This is a genomic window from Pseudofrankia inefficax (genome assembly GCF_000166135.1).
Taxonomy (GTDB): domain Bacteria; phylum Actinomycetota; class Actinomycetes; order Frankiales; family Frankiaceae; genus Pseudofrankia; species Pseudofrankia inefficax.
Genome location: NC_014666.1, coordinates 5705983 through 5723110 on the forward strand (window position 1 = coordinate 5705983; position 17128 = coordinate 5723110).

Here is a 17128-nt window from a genome sequence, read left to right on the forward strand (position 1 = left end):
CGCCGTCAGGGAGGCGCGTCCCGGGACGGGCCGACGGCGAGCGCCCGGCGCGGCCCGGTGGCCCGCCGGTGCACCGGGCCTTCGTCGCCGCCGAGCGGGGCGAGCGGCAGCCGGACGCTGAACGCGGCCCCGCCCTCGGCGGCGGCGCCGGCCCGGGCCGAACCACCGAGCCGCGCCGCGAGCCGCCCGACGAGCGCGAGCCCCAGGCCGGTGGAGACGGGGCGCAGGCCTCGGTAGCGCTCGTAGAGCGCCGAGCGGTCGAACGCGACGGCGCAGTCGTCCGCCGTCAGCCCCGGCCCGCCGTCCCGAACCTCCAGCACCCCGACCTCCAGCACCCCGACCAGACCCAGCGGCGACGGCTCTGCCCTGGCGGCGAGCACGATCGGCGCTCCCGTCGGCACGACCCGCAGGGCGTTCTCGGCCAGCCCGTCGAGGATCTGGCGCAGCCGGGCGGCGTCACCGACGACGACGACCGGCCGGCCCGGTGGCGGCCCCTCGACGCGCAGCGGGATGCCCTCGGCCGCGCACCGGCGCCGCCAGACGTCGGCGGCGTCGGCGAGGACCCGGCCCAGGTCGACCGGCGCGAGGTCGACCCGGAAGTCGTCGGCGTCGAGGCGGGCCAGGTCGAGCAGGTCCTGGACCAGCCGGTCCAGCCGCAGCGCCTCGTCGAGGATCACCCGGCCGGCGTGTGGGGCCTCGGGACCTGGGGTGACGCCGTCGGCGAGCGCCTCGGCGAAGCCGCGGATCGCGGTCAGCGGGGTCCGCAGCTCGTGCGAGACCGAGAGCAGGAACTCCCGCTGCCGCGCCTCGCTCGTCGCGAGCGCCGTGGCCAGGCCGGCGAGCGCGTCGGCGACGTCGGCGATCTCCACCGGTCCGCCGGTGGGCAGGGCGAGGGTGACGTCGACGTCGCGCCGACCGCTGGCCAGCCCGTGCGCGGCGCCGGCGAGCGCCCGCAGCGGCCGGGCGAGCCGGCGGGCGAGGACCAGTCCGGCGACCGTCGCCACGGTGAGGGCGACCACGAGCGCGATCAGCAGCCGGCGGCTCTCGGCCACCGTAAGCTCCCGGGCCGCGGAGACGTCCTGGATGAGCAGCAGCGTGTTCCCCCCGGACAGCTGCCGGGTGGAGACGAGGACCCGGCGGCCCGCGACGGTCCGTACCTCGGTGTTCTCGCTGGTGCCGGCCAGCCGGGCCCGGGTGCCCGCCGTCAGCACCGGCACCCGCCGGCCCTCGCCTGGGCCGACGGCGAGCGTCGCCAGGCCGTCGGGGTCGAGCATCAGCAGGCTGATCTGCTGGGCGCCCACCGCCCGGATGACGTCGGCGCGCAGCTCGGGGTCGCGGGCCTGACCGGTCAGCGCGCCCGGCCTGCGGGCCAGGTCGGCGACCAGGTCGGCCTGCCGCCCGAGCGCGCGGCGGGCCTGCGCCTCGCCGACCCGGCCGAGCTGCCCCAGGAAGATGGCCCCGGTGATGATCACGGCCAGCAGCGCCACCGCCGTCGTGACCAGCGCCGTGCGCGACCCGAGCCCACGCCCGCGCCGCGACGAGGCCTTTCGCGGCCGCCGCGAAAGGCGACCCAGGTCAGGCATCGGCGGTGTACCCGACGCCGCGGACGGTCCGGATCGGGGAGACGTCGCCGAGCTTGGCGCGGACCTGGGCGACGTGCACGTCGACGGTGCGGGTCCCGGCCGCGGCGTGGTAGCCCCACACCTGGGAGAGCAGCCGCTCCCGGGTGTAGACCAGCCCCGGGCGGGCCAGCAGCGCGGCGAGCAGGTCGAACTCGGTGGCCGTCAGCGCGACCGGCACCCCGGCGGCGGCCACCTGGCGGCGGTCGAGGTCGAGCTCGACGGCGCCGGCCCGCAGGGTCCGCGTCGCCGGCTGAGCCGCCTGCGGACCGGCGCGGCGCAGTACGGCCCGCAGCCGGGCGACCAGCTCGCGCGGGGAGAACGGCTTGACCAGGTAGTCGTCGGCGCCGAGCTCCAGGCCGAGAATCCGGTCGACCTCGTCGTCGCGCGCGGTCACGAACAGGACCGGCGTCCAGTTCTCCTCGGCGCGCAGCGCGCGCAGCACGTCGCGCCCGTCGAGGCCGGGCAGCCGGACGTCGAGGACGAGCGCGACCGGCGCGAGCTCGCGGGCCGCCGTGAGCCCGGCGGCGCCGTCCTGGCGGACCTCGACGCCGAAGCCCTCCCTGGTCAGGTACAGCCGGATCAGGTCGCTGATGTGCGGCTCGTCCTCGACCACCAGCACAAGCCCGGTCTGCTGGCGCGGCGCCGACCCCGCGACGGGCCCGGCCGGCGCGGTCTGGGCGGACGAGGTGGTCGTCGCCGCCGGTGCCGGCGGTAAGGCGGCCGTCGGCGTGGACGGCGGCTGGCCGGGAGCGGAGGGGTGGGCTGCCACGCGTCCAGTGTGCGGCCGGACCGGCCACCCGCGGAGCCCCGGTCGGTCTCGCGGGCAATCCCTTACCGTCCTCGAACATCGCGGCCACGGGCCGCTGACGGTTCGCTGGAATGGTCTGCACCGTGGCTTCTCGCTCGGACCTCGCGTTCCTCTACCGCCGTGCCGCCTTCGGCGCACGCCCGGCGGAGCTCGACGCCGCGGTCGGCCGTGGCTATGCCGCGACCGTCGACGCCCTGATCGGCGCGACGGCGACGGCGTCGCTCGAGCCGCCGCCGGCGTTCGCCCCGCTGACCCTCCCGAAAAGCGCCGACCCCGCGGCGCGGGCAACCTACGCGAAAATGGTGCGCGACCAGGCGACCACGCTCGCCGGCTGGTGGATGCGGCGCATGGTCGCGACCGACGTGCCCTTCGTCGAGAAGCTGACGTTCTTCTGGCACGGCCATTTCGCCACGTCGATCGTCAAGGTGCGCTCGGCGGCGATGATGCTGGCCCAGAACCAGATCTTCCGCGAGCAGGGCACCGGCCGGTTCGACGCGCTGGCGCTTTCCGCCGCGCACGACCCCGCGATGCTGGTCTGGCTGGACGCGGGCCAGAACCGCAAGGAGCACCCGAACGAGAACTTCGCCCGCGAGCTGATGGAGCTGTTCACCCTCGGGATCGGCAACTACACCGAGACCGACGTCCGCGAGGCCGCGCGGGCGTTCACCGGGTGGCGGGTCGACAAAGCTCGTACCGGTTTCCAGCTCGCCGCCGCGCAGCACGACGACGGGACGAAAACCGTCCTCGGGAAATCGGGCAACCTCAGCGGTGAGGATGTCATCGCCCTGGTGACGCACTCCCCCGCGTCGGCCCGGTGGGTGTGCGGCCGGCTGTTCACCCGGTTCGCCGCCCCGACGGCGCCGACGGCCAACCCGGCGGCCGCCGCCATGCTCGCCGCCTACGGGCCAACGCTCGACGTGGGCGCCGCCGCGCGGGCGATGCTGCTGTCGCCCGCGTTCCTGGCCACCCGCGGCCAGCTCGTCCCGCAGCCGGTCGAGTACGTCGTCGGGGTGCTGCGCGCCCTCGGCCTGCGGGTCGCCCCGGCCGCGGCCGACGGCTCGGGCCGCGCGACGGAGGCCGGCGCCGGCCCGGGGGCGCTGAAGCAGAAGGCGGTCCTCGCGGTCCTCTCCGGGCTCGGCCAGATCCCGTTCGACCCGCCCAGCGTCGGCGGCTGGCCGTCGAACGCGGCCTGGCTGACGACGGCGTCCACCCAGGTCCGCGCCAAGTTCGCGGCCGCGGCAGCGGCGGCGGCGGACCTGTCGGCGATCGCCGACGAGCCGGCCGCCTCCCGCGCCGACGCCGTCGCCCACCTGCTGTCCGTCGACGGCTGGACCGTCCGCACCCGCACGGCCCTCGCGGCGACGGGCGGCAACCCGGCCCGCCTCGTCGCGCTCGCCCTGCTGTCCCCCGAGTACCTGACGGTCTAGGAAAGGTAGGACAAGACCGATGCCGTTCGACCGACGCCGGTTCCTGATCGCCTCGGGCGTGACCGGCGGGCTCGCCGCCGCCGCGGGCGGCGGGGTCCTCACCTACCGGGACCTGCATCACGCGTCCACCGAGCAGCCACTCGCGGGTGGTGGCGTCCTCGTCGTCGTCACTCTCTACGGCGGCAACGACGGGCTGAACATGGTGATCCCGGCCGACGACCCGGCCTACCGGGCAGCCAGGCCCGAGCTCGCCTACTCGGCCGGCGAGGCGCTGCCACTGTCCGACGGCCTGGCGCTGCACCCGGCGCTGACCGGGCTACACGGCCTGTGGAACTCCCACCGGCTCGCGATCGTGCGCGGCGTCGGCTACCCGAAACCCGACCACAGCCACTTCCGGTCGATGGCGATCTGGCAGACCGCCTCCCCCGACACCGTCGCGACGACCGGCTGGCTCGGCCGCTGGCTCGACGCCCAGGCCAAGGCCGACCCGAAGGCCGCCAGCAGCGTCACCGCGCTGCGGGCGATCTCCATCGGGCCGACGCTCGCGCCGCTGGTCGTCGGCGCCTCGACCGCGGCGGCGGCCGTGCCGACCGGGTCGTTCAAGGCACCGGCGGGCGCGCTCGGCCAGGAGCTGAACCTGCTCTACCGCCCGGACCGGGCGGACGGTCCGCTCGCCGCCCGGGTGGCCTCCTCGGGCGCCGACCTGTTCACCGTCGCCGGCGCGCTGGCCCCGGTCCTGGGCACGAAGTCCGACCAGACGCAGGCGCCGACGGGCCAGCTGGACGCCGGCGCGGACCCTGCGGCCGGGCCGACCGCCGCCGCCGGTGCGACCGGTGCGGCCGGGAAGGGTGGCACGGCGGCGAAGGGTGATGCCGGCGAGCTCGGGGCACAGCTCGACGTCGTCGCGGCCTGCATCCGGGCCGGTGTGCCGACCAGGGTCTACTCGGTGAACCTCGGCGGCTTCGACACCCACACCGAGGAGAAGGCCACCCAGGCCAGGCTGCTCGGCCAGCTCGACGCGGCCCTCACCCGCTTCCAGAGCGCCATCGGCACCGACCCGCACGGTGCCGGAGTGACGACCCTCGTCTACTCGGAGTTCGGCCGCCGGGTCGCCGCCAACGCCAACAACGGCACCGACCACGGCACCGCCGCTCCGGTCCTCGTCCTCGGCTCACGCGTCAGGGGCGGCTTCTACGGCGACCAGCCGAGCCTCACCAACCTCGACGACGGCGACCTGAAGGCCTCCACCGACTTCCGCTCCGTCTACGCCACCGTCCTCGAACGCGTCCTGGCCAGCGAGGCCGGTCCCGTGCTCGGCTCCGGCGAGCACTTCCCCCGCCTGACCTTCGTCTGACGACCGAACCGCGCGGACTCTCCCTCTACTCGGCCCATCCGGTGAGGTCGAGGGCGCGGTTGTGCTCCAGGCGGAAGCCGAACTCGATCTTCTTCGTGCCCCCGGCGGCGAGCTCCACGGGCCAGGTCAGCTGGCCGAGCTCCGTGGTCTCGCCGGGGGCCGGGGTCGCGTGGAAGTCCTTGACCGCGACGCCCTCGTGCCGCGACACCGGGATCTGGTCGCGGACCGTCACCCTGGCCGGCCGACCGGTGTGGTTGGTCAGGGTGACCGCGTAGCCGACGTCCGTCCGGCGCAGGCTGCCGACGACCTTGCGGCTGGTCGCCCGGCTGACCAGCTCCCGCTCGACCACGAGCCGGTCATCGACGCCGAGCTGCAGCTCCACCTCGGCGCCCGGCGGGACCGGCTGGTCCAACGCGCTGGTCCCGACGTAGTCGGCACCGTGGAAGATCGCGATCGGGCCGGCGAGCAGGGTGTGCGCCGAGGCGTTCGTGACGCGTGCCCGCAGGTAGGCCTCGGGCGCGAGTTTGGGGACCGTCAGATGGTCCAGCTCGGCGGCGAGTTCCAGGATCGCGAGCGTGCTGCGGTGTGACTGGCCGTCGGCGGGCACCGGCACCGGGCGGGCCGGCCGATAGGTGGCCGCGGTTCCCGAGGTGTCCACGGACGCGACGGCATGCTCCACGGGCGCGGCGCCGGCCGGAGCGGCCGCGAGGCTCGCCGTCCTGACCGAGCCGCCCGCCAGCGTGCCCATCCCGTCCGGGGCGCTCCTGGCCGCGACCATCGGCGGCGGCAGCGGCCTCGGCCTGGCGACGTCGACGTACCAGGGGGTCAGCTCGGGTAGCCCGCTGCTGCGCGCCGGCCGCGCGGTCGACAGCGCCAGGTCGCACACCGGCCAGTCCTCACCGCTGGACTGGGTGACCATCCCGAACCAGGTCAACGTCACGGTCCCGTCGACCAGACGGGCGTCGTACCGCGCCGACCAGGAGGCGTTGAGCGAAAGGTAGGAAACCTCAAGCTCCACGTCGACGCCGGCCGGCCCGGGCCCGGCCGGCCCGCCGGTGGGCAGCTCGTCCCGGACCGGTTGGGACCCGGCTGGCTCGCGACTGGCCGGCTCGGACCCGGCCGGGCCGGGCAGGGCGGAGGTCGGTTCCAGCACCACCGTGACCTGGTAGGTCTGCTCGGGGCGGGCGCGGCCTTGACGTTTTGCCACAGCGGCCTCGGCGGCGCCGATCTCGCGCTGCAGGTCCGCCTGCTCGTCGGCGATCGTCCGCCGGCGCCCGGCGAGCTCAGCGAGCTGACCGCCCAGCGCGGCGCCGATCTCGGCGAGCCGGAGCGCCTCGGCACTCGGGGCGTCCGCGGCCGCAGCGGGCAGGCCCGCGGTCCCGCCCGGCTCGGCGGAGCCGCCCTGGGAGTTCGTTCCCCGAACCTCCGCCGGCCCGCCATGCCAGGATGGCGCTCCCCAGCTCCGAGCGATCGCCGCGGCCCCGTTGCGACCGGCCACGTCCAGGAACTTGCGGAGCGCCTGCTCGGTCTCGGCGGCATCGTCCAGCTCGCGGCCCCTGCGCCGCAGCACGCGCAGCCGCTGCTGCAGCTCGGCGAGCGTCGCGTCCGCCGTAGCCGCCCGGGTCACGAGATCGACCTCGACCCCCAGCACCCGGACCGCCCCGCGCCCGGACACCCGCACAGAGTTGGGGTCGATCTGCTGCGGCAGCCCACCGAGCGTCACCGTGAACTCGGCCGGAGCGACAGACCCCGACGACGCAGACTCGGGCCCGGACTCAGAGGGCGCGGACTCGGGCGGCGCCGACCCGGCTGCTGGCCGCGGGCCAGCCGGGGAGGGCAGCGTCACCACCCCACGCCGGGTCACGCGGGCCTGCCTCGGATAGACGACGACCGCCGTGATCGGAGCGTCCAGGGTAAGCGCCGTCGCTGCTGGATCAGCCATGGCGGTCAGCGTAACGAGGCTGTCCGACAATTCGGCACGACCCACGCGTGACCGTCACGGCCCTGTCCGGCCGCCTCCGACAACGTCCGCAAGCTCCGAACCCTCAACATGATCACCGTTTTGGCCTTCAGCTGGTTGTGACGAGACCCGATTCACGACCACCTCAGGGCGAAATCGGCGATCACTCCGGGCTGACCCTCGCGGCAGGCCAACGCCTCCCCACGGTCCCGGGGCTGTGATCTCCGCGTTCCGCGCAACGGCCGGCCCGCGTTCCGCGGGCCGGCCCGATCGTTTCGCGGAGCAGTCCGATCTCCGGGTGGCGCGTCCACCTAGGCGTTGGAGCGCTACGCCGTCCAGGACGGGCGCCGGGTCGCGGCCGGAAGGCCCGCCAGGCTGGCCGGCCGCGCCGCGTTGCCGACCGCCGACGTGGCGACCGCCGGGGTCGCCGCCGACGTTGCCGGTGTCGACGTGGCGGATACGGAGCTGGGCAGTTCGTGGGCCGAGAAGAAACTCCAGATCTCGGCGGTGGCGTTGATGGCGTCGCTGGGCTCGCCGGCCTTGGGGCGGATCTTCTGACCGCCGGGCCAGGCGTGGACGCCGCCCACGATCGTGTCCAGGACCACGTCGGTGCCAGCGGCGCAGTGACCGTAGGTCGCGCGGATCAGGCTGCCGGAATGCTGTTCGGCCGCAGGGGTCTGGCAACCGTCGTTCTTCACCCAGAATCCCACGGAGTCGGCCACCGACCGGTCGATCCGGTCTTTCTGCGACGGGAACCGTCGGCCCTCGTCGGTGCCCTTGCCCCCGGCATAGGGGACGTTCTCGTCCGCCGTGCCGTGGATGGCGAGCAGTGGCAGCGGACGGGCGGGGGCGCAGCCGTCGAAGTCCAGGGCGCCCGACACGGGGGCGATCGCGGCGATCCGGTCGGCGAGCGCGCAGCCGAGCCGGTAGGTCATCATCGCGCCGTTGGAGAAGCCGGTGAGGTAGATCCGGCGCGGGTCAACGGGATAGTGCGCTTCGAGGTCGTCGAGCATCGCGCCGATGAACGCGACGTCATCAACCTGGTTGTTCAGCGCCGACCCACAGCACCAGCCGGCGTTCCAGGTCAGCAGCCGGCCCGCCTTCTCGCCGGTGCCGTCCGGGCTCGCTACCAGGAAGTGGTCCTGGTCGGCGAGGTCGTAGAAGCCGGTCTGCTTCTCGATGTTGACGTTGTTACCCCCGCCGCCGTGCAGCTGGACGACGAGTGGAAGAGGTGCGGTGCCTGTTCCGGCCGGGACGTGGATCGCGTAGTCACGGGACCGGCCGTCGACCGTCAGCGTGTGGCTGGCCGTTCCCGGCTTCGGTGCGGTCCCGGACGACGGTGGCGCGGCCACGGGCGGCCGCCGCTCCATCGGCCCGCAGGCCGCGGCAGCCACAGCCACCACGGCCACCAGCGCCGTCACGGCCATCAGCCGTGGCATTCCGCCCCGTCGCATCAGCCCGTCCCCTCACCCGATCGCCACCGACCCGAGGGCCGTCCAACCCGAGGGCCGGACGGCCGAGGGGGCCGATCGACCCCCGCGGACAGCACGCTCGCAGAGATCACCCAACGACCCGCAAGGGTCTTGTAAGAACAAGGTCAAGGCCGGGCCCACGAACGAAAGGCCGGGCAGGAGAGCAAGCGGGGCGCATCGTCTAGCCGACACCGAGGCCGGGAACGTGTTGTATCGGCAACTAGTTCTGCCGCACGACGGCGCCGGCCCACCGGCGGGCCGGGACGGACCGAGGAGCAAGTCATGAGCAGTGAGACGACGACCGTGGGCCGCGACCTGCCGGCCCTCGAGGCGGCCCGGGCCGCCCTGCGCGCGACCTACCTGACCCCGGCCGGCGAGCGGGCCCCGTCCTCGGCCCGCGGGCTACACCACGCCGCCCTGATCAGCCAGGACGTCGAGCGGACGATCCGCTTCTACCAGGGAGTGCTGGAGTTCCCGCTCACCGAGCTGATCGAGAACCGCGACTACGCCGGCTCGTCGCACTTCTTCTTCGACATCGGCAACGGGAACCTGATCGCCTTCTTCGACTTCCCGGGCCTCGACCTCGGCCCCTACGCCGAGGTGCTCGGCGGGCTGCACCACGTCGCGATCTCGGTCGCCCCGGACCACTGGCGGCGCCTGGTCGGCAAGCTCGAGGCGGCCGGTGTCGACCACGTGGTCCACTCCGAGGTCTCCGTCTACTTCCGCGACCCCGACGGCGCCCGGCTGGAGCTGATCGCCGACCCGCTCGGCGAGATGTACGGCACGAAGGTGCTCTGACGGCCGGTCCGCGCCCTTGACGCGGCCTCGTCCGGCGGGGCGGGGAGGCCGAGCGGCGCGGGGAGTGCAGCGGATCCGGTCCCCCCGGCGCGGCGCGCGGCACGGCTCGCCGAGGGCCGGCATCGTCAGGGGCTGGCCGGCACGACGGCGTCGGTCCGCCGGTCCCGTGGCCGCCCCGCGGGCTGATCGGGGAGGGGTAGCGTGGCGATCGTGGAGCCGGTGCGAGGCGAGGTCATCACGTTCCTGGAGATGACCAGTCCTGACCAGCTCAAGCCCGGCCGGGTCGCTCCGGAGCTGGTCCTGGTCCCCACCTCGCCGGCCGACGAGGCGCTGACCCGGGCGACGATCGTGCGGGTCGGCGCGCCCTACCAGTGGCCGTCCGTGGTCTGGGGGGACGCCGCCTGGGCGGACTGGTTCGCCGACCCGCGCCGCCAGAGCTTCCTGCTGCGGACCGGTGGCGCCGACGGCGAGGTGGCCGGGGTCGTGGAGACCGAGGCGCACCCGCCGCACGACGTCGAGATCACCTCGTTCGGCCTGGTGCCCGAGTATGTCGGCACCGGGATCGGCGGCCACGCGCTGACGCTCGCGGCCAGGCTCGCCTGGACGCTCGACCACCCGGGCCTCGACGGCGTCCACCGCGTCTGGCTGCACACCTCGACGCTCGACCACCGGCGCGCGCTGGCGAACTACCGCGCCCGCGGCTTCCGCCCGTACCGCACGAAGACCCGCGGCCGCGTCGCCTAGAGGTGCTCGTCGAGGAGCTTGCGCATGGCGGCCCCGGAGCGGGCGCCGACCACGGAGGCGACCGGCTCGCCGCCGCGGAAGATCTTGAACGTCGGCATCGCCAGGACGCCGTAGGTCCGGGCGGTCTGGGGCTGCTCGTCGCAGTTGAGTGACGCGACGACGAGGCGACCGGCGTAGTCCGCCGCGATGCGGTCCAGGACCGGCGCCATCATCCGGCACGGCGGGCACCACTCGGCCCAGAAGTCGACGAGCACGGGGACCTGGCTGTCCAGCACGAGGTCGGCGAAGGACCGGTCGGTGACGGTGACGACCTGCCCGGCGGGGGCGGTGACGACGCCTGCGGGGGAAGGGGTGGACGACATGGCGAAACCTCGTCTCGCGGTAGGGGTCTCGGCGGGAAGCTGGTCTACGCCGAAGACTGGTTCTTTCCGAGGGACAGCGCGCAGGCCGGCGCGGCGTCGGGCACGGGCACCGCGCGGACGTCCTCGGGCGCGAGCCGCGGCTGCGGCCGTGCCCGGCGACCGGCGGGCGAGCGGGCGGCCAGCTCCTCGGCGAGCTGACCGACCAGCCCGGCCCGGATCTCGCCGAGCCGGGCCGTGCACGCGTCGATCTCGGCGATCTTGCGGCGGTAGACGGCGGCGGCGTCCGGGCAGGTGACCCCGCGGTCGTTGCCGGCGCGCAGGCACTCGACGAACGGCCGGGTCTCGGCCAGGGTGAACCCGATCGCCAGCAGCGACCTGATCTCGGCGACCAGCCGCAGGTCGTACTCGTCGAACTCCCGGTACCCGTTGGCCCGGCGCCGGGCGGCGAGCAGGCCCTCCTGCTCGTAGTGCCGCAGTGCCCGCGGGCTGGTCCCGGCCCGCCGCGCCAGCTCCCCGATCCGCATGAGACCGACGCTAAACCCTGCCGTCGACGTCAACGCCAGCCCGAGCCGGGACGGCCTATCGCTCGCGCTTCCCACCAGATCGTGCGACAACATCACGACGGACGGCGAGCGACGGAGGTCGACGTGGCGGGTCGGGTCGAGGGCAAGGTCGCGTTCATCACCGGGGTGGCCCGTGGCCAGGGCCGAGCCCACGCCATACGGCTCGCCGAGGAGGGCGCCGACATCATCGGCGTCGATCTCCTCGGCGAGGTCGACACCGTCGACTACCCGATGGCCACGCCCGACGACCTGGCCGAGACGACGGCCGCCGTGGCGAGGCTGGGCCGGCGGATCGTCACCGCCGTCGCCGACGTCCGCGACGAGGACGCGCTGCGGGCCGCCGTCGACACCGGGGTCGCCGAGCTGGGCCGGCTCGACATCGTCGTCGCGAACGCCGGCATCTCGGGCACGGCGGCCGCCACCGACCAGCTGAGCCTGCGCGCCTGGCAGACGGTGCTCGACATCGACCTGACCGGCTGCTTCCTGACCGCGAAGGTCGCCCTCCCGCACCTGGTCGCCGGCGGCCGCGGCGGCTCGGTCATCCTGACCAGCTCGATGCTGGGGCTGAAGGGCCAGGGCTGGATGGCCGGCTACGTCTCCGCCAAGCACGGCCTCGTCGGCCTGATGCGGTCCCTGGCGAACGAGTTCGCCCACGCGCTGATCCGAGTGAACAGCGTGCACCCCGGCAACGTGCGCACCCCGATGATCGACAACGCGTCACTGCGCGGAATGCTGCGCCCCGACCTCGAGAGCCCGACGATCGACGACGCCGCCGCCGTCCTCGGCGCGCTGCACCTCATGCCGGTCCCACTGATCGAGGCCGTCGACGTCGCCAACGCCGTGCTGTTCCTCGCCTCCGACGAGGCCCGCTACATCACCGGCGTAGCCCTCCCCATCGACGCCGGCGCCACCGCCAAGGGCTGAGCCTGACCGATGTTCCTGATGTCCGCGGACGGGTCCTACATCGACCTACGCATCGACGGCTACCAGTTCCCGGAACACAAAGCGGCCGGCAGGCAGGACTGGGAAGCGAACTGGCTCTTCATCGGGGGCACCGTGGGTGGCGGAGACGGCGAGACGTGGTCCTTCCGCGATCCCTGCCTGACGACCTGGGAGGTTCGCGACCTCGTCCAGTGGCTAAGGGAGGCAGCCGCCGGGCGAGTCGAGCCGAGCGACGGTCTCGTTGAGGACGGTCCGGCCCTCGCGTTCCTGGAACCGTGCCTCGGACTCAGTGTGGCCGAATCCGACGGCGAATCTCGCACCATCCGGGTGCACCTGCAGTGCGAATCGGCGCCGCCCTCACACGGGCTTGATCCGACGGCCCCCAGCTACGGATACAGCATCACCCTCACACTCACGCCAGCCGATCTGCGCACGGCCGCCGTGGCCTGGGAGGTGATGCTTTCGCGCTACCCCGAACGTTGAGCACCTGTGCGGTGGCCATGATCACGGGCCCGCCTCTGATGAGTCCTACCGCAGGTCGTCCGCACCCATCTTCTGGCGACCATGCGGTATGACCAGGCCTTTTGGCCTGGCCACGTCCGCCTTGTCGGGAGTCGCCTTAGCCGTTTCAAGTGATGGGTACGACGGCCAGTAGCCGAGCCTCAGCGGCCGGCCCGGCTCAGCGCAGGTCTTCGATGACCCCGGTGAAGGCCGTCAGGGTGTCGGGCTTGGCGAAGTCCGTGAACCAGGCGTAGACGCGTTCCACGCCGCGGGCGGCCAGCGCGCCGAAGTGCTCGGTCAGCTCGGCGGGCGTGCCGGTGGCCAGGCCGCCCTTGGCGAGCAGGCCGCTGAACCGGCGGTTCGCCGTCGCGGTGATCTTCTCCCGCTCGGCGGCCGTCGCGTTCGGCGGGATGACGGTGACCATCTGCTGGACCGAGACCCGAGCCGTGCCGACCCGGTCGCGCAGCTCGTCGAGCTGGCCGATCTTGTCGACCTGGACGTTCCACCAGTCCGCGTACTCGGCGACCAGCTTCAGGGTGCGCGGGCCGGTGCCGCCGATGGTGATCGGGATCGGCCTGGTCGGCACCGGCAGCGCGGCGGCCTCCGTCAGCGCGAAGTGCTCACCCCGATAGCTGACGGACTCCCCGCTCCACAGCGCCCGCAGGACGGCCAGGGTCTCGGCCAGCCGGTCGACGCGGACCCGGGCCGTCGTGTCGCCGATGCCGTAGCGCGCGAACTCGGCCGGCACCGAGCCCCAGCCGATGCCGAGTTCGAACCGGCCTTCGCTGGCATGGTCGAGCGTCACCGCCTCCTTCGCGAGCATGACCGGATGGCGGAACGTGTCGCAGAGAACCAGGTGGCCGACCGTGAGCCGTTCGGTCTTCGCGGCGATCCAGGCCGCCGTCGTCATCGCCTCGAACATCGGGGTGTCGACCGCCCCGGGCGGTGCGAGGTGATCCATCATCGCGATGCCCGCGAACCCGGCGCCCTCGGCGTTGCGGGCCCGCTCGACGATGTCCGGCATCGCCATTCTCATCTGGGGCAGGTAGAGGTGGAACTCCATTTCGCCTCCGTGGCGCGGCTCGGCCGGGTCGGTGGACCCGAACGGGCGGTGACGGGCCTGGACCGGTCCAAGACGAACAAACCACTGCCCACCCCCCGGCGCCACCGACGAAATCGCAGATCGCGTCCACGGCCGCGATGTGGTGGAGTGTCCGCATGACCGAGCCCGCAGGCGCGGAGATCACGCCGTTCAAGGTGTCTGTCCCCGACGCGGACGTCCTCGACCTGAAACGCCGTTTGACCGCCACCCGGTGGCCCGAGAAGGAGCCGGTCGGCGACTGGACCCAGGGCGTCCCGCTGGCCTGGTTGCGCGACCTCTGCGCCTACTGGGCCGACGGCTACGACTGGCGCCGCTGCGAGGCGCGCCTCAACGCCCACGACCAGTTCGTCACGACGATCGACGGCCTGGACATCCACTTCCTGCACGTGCGCTCGCCCAACCCGGACGCGCTGCCGCTGCTGCTCACGCATGGCTGGCCTGGCTCGGTGGTCGAGTTCCTGGACGTGATCGAGACGCTCACCGACCCGGAGGCGCACGGCGGCGACCAGGCGGACGCCTTCCACCTCGTCATCCCGTCGCTGCCCGGCTACGGCTTCTCGGCCCGTCCGACCGCGCCCGGCTGGGGAGTCGACCGCACTGCCGCCGCGTGGGCGACGTTGATGGCACGGCTCGGCTACGACCGGTACGCCGCCCAGGGTGGCGACTGGGGCTCCGCGGTGACGAGCGCGCTGGCTGCCCACGACAAGGAGCACCTTGTGGGCATCCACCTCAACTTCGTCGTGATCGGCCCGCCGTCCGGCGAGAAGGACTTCACCGAGGAGGAGCTCGCGTCGTTGACGGCCGGCGCCGAGCACCTGCAATGGGGCACCGGCTACTCCACGCAGCAGTCCACGAGGCCGCAGACCCTCGCCTATGGGCTGGTGGACTCACCGGTGGCCCAGTGCGCCTGGATCGCGGAGAAGTTCTGGGCGTGGTGCGACCACGACGGCGATCCCTACACGGCCCTCAGCCGCGACCAGATGCTGGACGACATCTCGCTGTACTGGTTCACCGCCACCGGCGGGTCGTCGGCGCGGATGTACTGGGAGGCGGGCCTGTCCCGGCAGGGCGGCGGCTCCGAGACGTTCCGCCGCGAGGTGGCCGTGCCGTCGGCGCTCTCGCTGTTCCCCGGCGAGATCTTCAAGCCGTCGCGGCGCTGGGTGGAACGCGCCTTCTCGGACCTGCGCTTCTACGAGCGCCCCGACCACGGCGGCCACTTCGCCGCCTTCGAACAACCCGCCATCTTCACCGACCAGCTCCGCCGAGCCTTCCGCACGATGCGTTGAGCCCTTGATCGCCGATTTCGCCCTGGGTGGTCGTGACTGGGACGTTTTCACAACCATCCCAGGGCCCAAACGGCGATCATGGCGCGGCCGGGCTGGCCGGCCGGCTCGGCTACTGGCCGTCCGGCTCGGACTGCTCGGCGAGGAAGCGCTCCAGCTCCTCGCCCAGCTCGTCCGCCGTGGGAAGGTCCTCGGGCTGGACGGTCGGGAGGCCGCCGGACTCCTTGCCGCGCTTGTAGGCGTCGTACTGCTCCTCCAGCGCGTGCACCAGCGACGCCATCTCGCCGCCCTTGGCGAGCTCCAGGTCGACCTCGCCGCGCACCGTCGCCGCCGCCGACTGCAGGCCGTCCAGCGGGAGCATCAGGCCGGTGGTCTTGGAGACCGAGGTCAGCAGGACCTCGGTGGCCGCCGGGAAGTCGGTCTGGTTGAGGTAGTGCGGGACGAGCGCCGCGAGCCCCATCGCGTCCCGGCCCTCCTTGCCGAACTCGAACTCCAGCAGGTGGCCGGCGCTGCCCGGCACCTGGACCTGGCGGACCCACGGCTCGTAGCCGGCGACGAGCTCCTTGCGGGTGCCGTGGACGATCAGCCCGGTCGGCCGGGTGTGCGGCACGGCCATCGGGATCGCGTTCAGGCCGACCGCGAGCCGCAGGTTCAGCCGGCGGGTCAGCTCCCGGATCGCGGTGGAGAACCGCTTCCACATCAGGTCGGGCTCGGGCCCGGCGAGCAGCAGGAACGGCGTGTCGGCCCGGTCGCGCAGGGCGTAGAGGGCGAGCACCGGGTCCTCGTAGTGCTCCCAGTGGTCCTCGACGAAGGTCATCGCCGGGCGCCGGGACCGGTAGTCGAGCAGCAGGTCGATGTCGAACGTCGCGACGACCTCGTGCTCCAGGCTCGTCAGCAGGTGCTCGCTGGCCAGCCGGACCGCGTTCCCGGAGTCCACCACCCCGGTCATCGCCTCGAGCATCACCGGCCGGCCCAGGTCGGGCAGGTCGCCGTGGACCTCGTAGAGCTCACTCGGGTCGAGCATGGCCGAGACCTCCCCTGTGCACCTTCACGGGCCCTGTCCATTTCGGGCCATCGACGGCGCGGCCGCGCCTACTTCGGCCAGGTTCCGGGACGGTGCTGGGTCACCGTCCCTCCATTGTCACGTCGTGGGCCGGTCGCCGTGGCTATCCTGCCGGCTAGATCCTGCCTTGCCGGCAACCTCCCGGCCGACGGTGCCCCACTCACTTGGACCAAGCGGTGGTGGCGTGGATCCATTCCTGGTTTCCTCCCTCCAGCTTCCTCTCCGGTCGCTCGGGTGTACCCGGATCGGCCCAACCCCCACGGCTGATCCGCGGAGCGGCCGCTGGCCGGCTGTCAACGTTGTTGTCTACAGTGACAGTGATCGGGTTGGCGGACGGCGGCGCGGAAGGTGCGGAATGTCGGACGAGCAGGACGGCCTGGACCTCGACGAATCGGGGCCCGGGCGGGTCACCGTCAGCGCGGCGGCCGGCCGGCGGACCCCGCGCGGCACGCTGTCGCGCCAGGTGCTGCTGGACAGCGCCCGCGAGATCGTCGACATCGGCGGGGTGACCGCGCTGTCGATGCGCGCGCTGGGCGCCCGGCTCGGCGTCGACCCGACCGCGATCTACCGCCACTTCCAGAACAAAAACGAGCTGCTCGACGCGCTCGCCGACCTGATGATCCGCGGCGAGGGCGGGCTGCCGGCCACCGGCGACCCGGTCGCCGACCTGCGGGAGAGCCTGCGCCAGCTGCGCCGCCAGCTGCTGCGCTACCCGACGCTGGCCCCGTCGGTGCTGCGCCAGCCGCCGGGCACCGGCTCGTGGTGGGACCGGATGGAGCAGGCCGTCGGCGCGCTGCGGGCGGGCGGCCGGTCCGAGGCCGAGGCGGCGGCGGTCTGGCAGACGCTGCTGTTCTTCGTGGTCGGCCACGCCCTGGTCGAGGCCCGCCACCTCGCGGAGAACCTCGCGACGGACCGGGTCGGCGCGCCGATGCCGACCGTGAACCCGCCGCGCTCCCGGTACCCGGAGCTCGCGGCCGCGGCGCCGTTCCTGCACGCCGACCTCGACGACCAGTTCGAGACGGGCCTCGACAGCATCCTGGGCAGCCGCTGAACGGACCCGACCCGCGTCCATAGCGGGCGAACCGGGCCGATGGGGCGTCGGCGGACATCCACGGCCGGTCGCGCAC

Annotated in this window: 16 protein-coding genes; 8 read left to right on the forward strand and 8 right to left on the reverse strand. The window is 73.6% G+C overall.

Going from position 1 to position 17128, the window contains the following annotated elements; genetic code table 11:
* Positions 1-5: 5 nt before the first annotated feature.
* A complete protein-coding gene (locus FRAEUI1C_RS23085) occupies positions 6-1583 on the reverse strand; it encodes a sensor histidine kinase (RefSeq protein ID WP_013425766.1) in 1578 nt (525 codons plus the stop codon).
* Complete coding sequence (locus tag FRAEUI1C_RS23090; protein WP_232425094.1) at positions 1576-2391, reverse strand: response regulator transcription factor; 816 nt, start codon at positions 2389-2391, stop codon at positions 1576-1578. Before FRAEUI1C_RS23090 ends, FRAEUI1C_RS23085 begins: the two co-directional genes overlap by 8 nt.
* Before the next feature lie 122 nt (positions 2392-2513).
* Between FRAEUI1C_RS23090 and FRAEUI1C_RS23095 the strand changes: the two genes are divergently transcribed.
* Both FRAEUI1C_RS23095 and FRAEUI1C_RS23100 read left to right on the forward strand, forming a co-directional pair.
* Positions 2514-3857, forward strand: coding sequence for a DUF1800 domain-containing protein (locus FRAEUI1C_RS23095; protein ID WP_232425095.1), 1344 nt, complete (start codon positions 2514-2516; stop codon positions 3855-3857).
* Positions 3858-3876: 19 nt separating this feature from the next.
* Positions 3877-5211 (forward strand): DUF1501 domain-containing protein, encoded by a 1335-nt coding sequence (locus FRAEUI1C_RS23100; protein WP_013425769.1) that lies wholly within the window; start codon positions 3877-3879, stop codon positions 5209-5211.
* Between the two features lie 25 nt (positions 5212-5236).
* Here FRAEUI1C_RS23100 and FRAEUI1C_RS23105 read toward each other — a convergent pair whose 3' ends face one another.
* Positions 5237-7153 carry a DUF4139 domain-containing protein gene (locus FRAEUI1C_RS23105; RefSeq protein WP_041259615.1) on the reverse strand — a complete coding sequence of 639 codons (1917 nt, stop codon included), beginning with the start codon at positions 7151-7153 and terminating at the stop codon, positions 5237-5239.
* A 344-nt stretch (positions 7154-7497) separates the two neighbouring features.
* Positions 7498-8625: a CE1 family esterase gene (locus FRAEUI1C_RS23110; protein ID WP_013425771.1), complete on the reverse strand. Its 1128-nt coding sequence runs from the start codon at positions 8623-8625 to the stop codon at positions 7498-7500.
* Between the two features lie 300 nt (positions 8626-8925).
* Here FRAEUI1C_RS23110 and FRAEUI1C_RS23115 point away from each other — a divergent pair, with 300 nt between their 5' ends.
* Together FRAEUI1C_RS23115 and FRAEUI1C_RS23120 are read left to right on the forward strand one after the other, a co-directional pair.
* Positions 8926-9441: a VOC family protein gene (locus FRAEUI1C_RS23115; RefSeq protein WP_013425772.1), complete on the forward strand. Its 516-nt coding sequence runs from the start codon at positions 8926-8928 to the stop codon at positions 9439-9441.
* A gap of 201 nt (positions 9442-9642) precedes the next feature.
* A complete protein-coding gene (locus FRAEUI1C_RS23120; protein ID WP_013425773.1) occupies positions 9643-10185 on the forward strand; it encodes a GNAT family N-acetyltransferase in 543 nt (180 codons plus the stop codon).
* Here FRAEUI1C_RS23120 and trxA read toward each other — a convergent pair.
* Both trxA and FRAEUI1C_RS23130 read right to left on the reverse strand, forming a co-directional pair.
* Entirely contained in the window at positions 10182-10547 is a 366-nt protein-coding gene (trxA, locus tag FRAEUI1C_RS23125; RefSeq protein WP_013425774.1) for a thioredoxin, read from the reverse strand. The genes FRAEUI1C_RS23120 and trxA overlap by 4 nt on opposite strands.
* A 44-nt stretch (positions 10548-10591) precedes the next feature.
* On the reverse strand, positions 10592-11071 hold the full coding sequence (locus tag FRAEUI1C_RS23130) for a MerR family transcriptional regulator (protein ID WP_013425775.1): 480 nt from the start codon (positions 11069-11071) through the stop codon (positions 10592-10594).
* A gap of 123 nt (positions 11072-11194) precedes the next feature.
* Here FRAEUI1C_RS23130 and FRAEUI1C_RS23135 point away from each other — a divergent pair, with 123 nt between their 5' ends.
* Both FRAEUI1C_RS23135 and FRAEUI1C_RS36595 read left to right on the forward strand, forming a co-directional pair.
* Entirely contained in the window at positions 11195-12034 is an 840-nt protein-coding gene (locus tag FRAEUI1C_RS23135) for a mycofactocin-coupled SDR family oxidoreductase (protein ID WP_013425776.1), read from the forward strand.
* A 9-nt stretch (positions 12035-12043) separates the two neighbouring features.
* On the forward strand, positions 12044-12535 hold the full coding sequence (locus FRAEUI1C_RS36595) for a WapI family immunity protein (protein WP_013425777.1): 492 nt from the start codon (positions 12044-12046) through the stop codon (positions 12533-12535).
* A 196-nt stretch (positions 12536-12731) separates the two neighbouring features.
* Here the strand turns inward: FRAEUI1C_RS36595 and FRAEUI1C_RS23145 are convergent, their stop codons facing one another.
* Entirely contained in the window at positions 12732-13616 is an 885-nt protein-coding gene (locus FRAEUI1C_RS23145; RefSeq protein WP_013425778.1) for an LLM class flavin-dependent oxidoreductase, read from the reverse strand.
* A 155-nt stretch (positions 13617-13771) separates the two neighbouring features.
* Between FRAEUI1C_RS23145 and FRAEUI1C_RS23150 the strand changes: the two genes are divergently transcribed.
* Complete coding sequence (locus FRAEUI1C_RS23150) at positions 13772-14941, forward strand: epoxide hydrolase family protein (protein WP_013425779.1); 1170 nt, start codon at positions 13772-13774, stop codon at positions 14939-14941.
* 109 nt (positions 14942-15050) lie between these two features.
* Here FRAEUI1C_RS23150 and FRAEUI1C_RS23155 read toward each other — a convergent pair whose 3' ends face one another.
* Positions 15051-15962, reverse strand: a complete 912-nt coding sequence (locus FRAEUI1C_RS23155) for a PAC2 family protein (protein WP_013425780.1) — start codon at positions 15960-15962, stop codon at positions 15051-15053.
* A 394-nt stretch (positions 15963-16356) separates the two neighbouring features.
* On the opposite strand from FRAEUI1C_RS23155, the gene FRAEUI1C_RS23160 reads away from it, so the two are divergent.
* Complete coding sequence (locus FRAEUI1C_RS23160; protein WP_013425781.1) at positions 16357-17052, forward strand: TetR/AcrR family transcriptional regulator; 696 nt, start codon at positions 16357-16359, stop codon at positions 17050-17052.
* Positions 17053-17128: the final 76 nt, after the last annotated feature.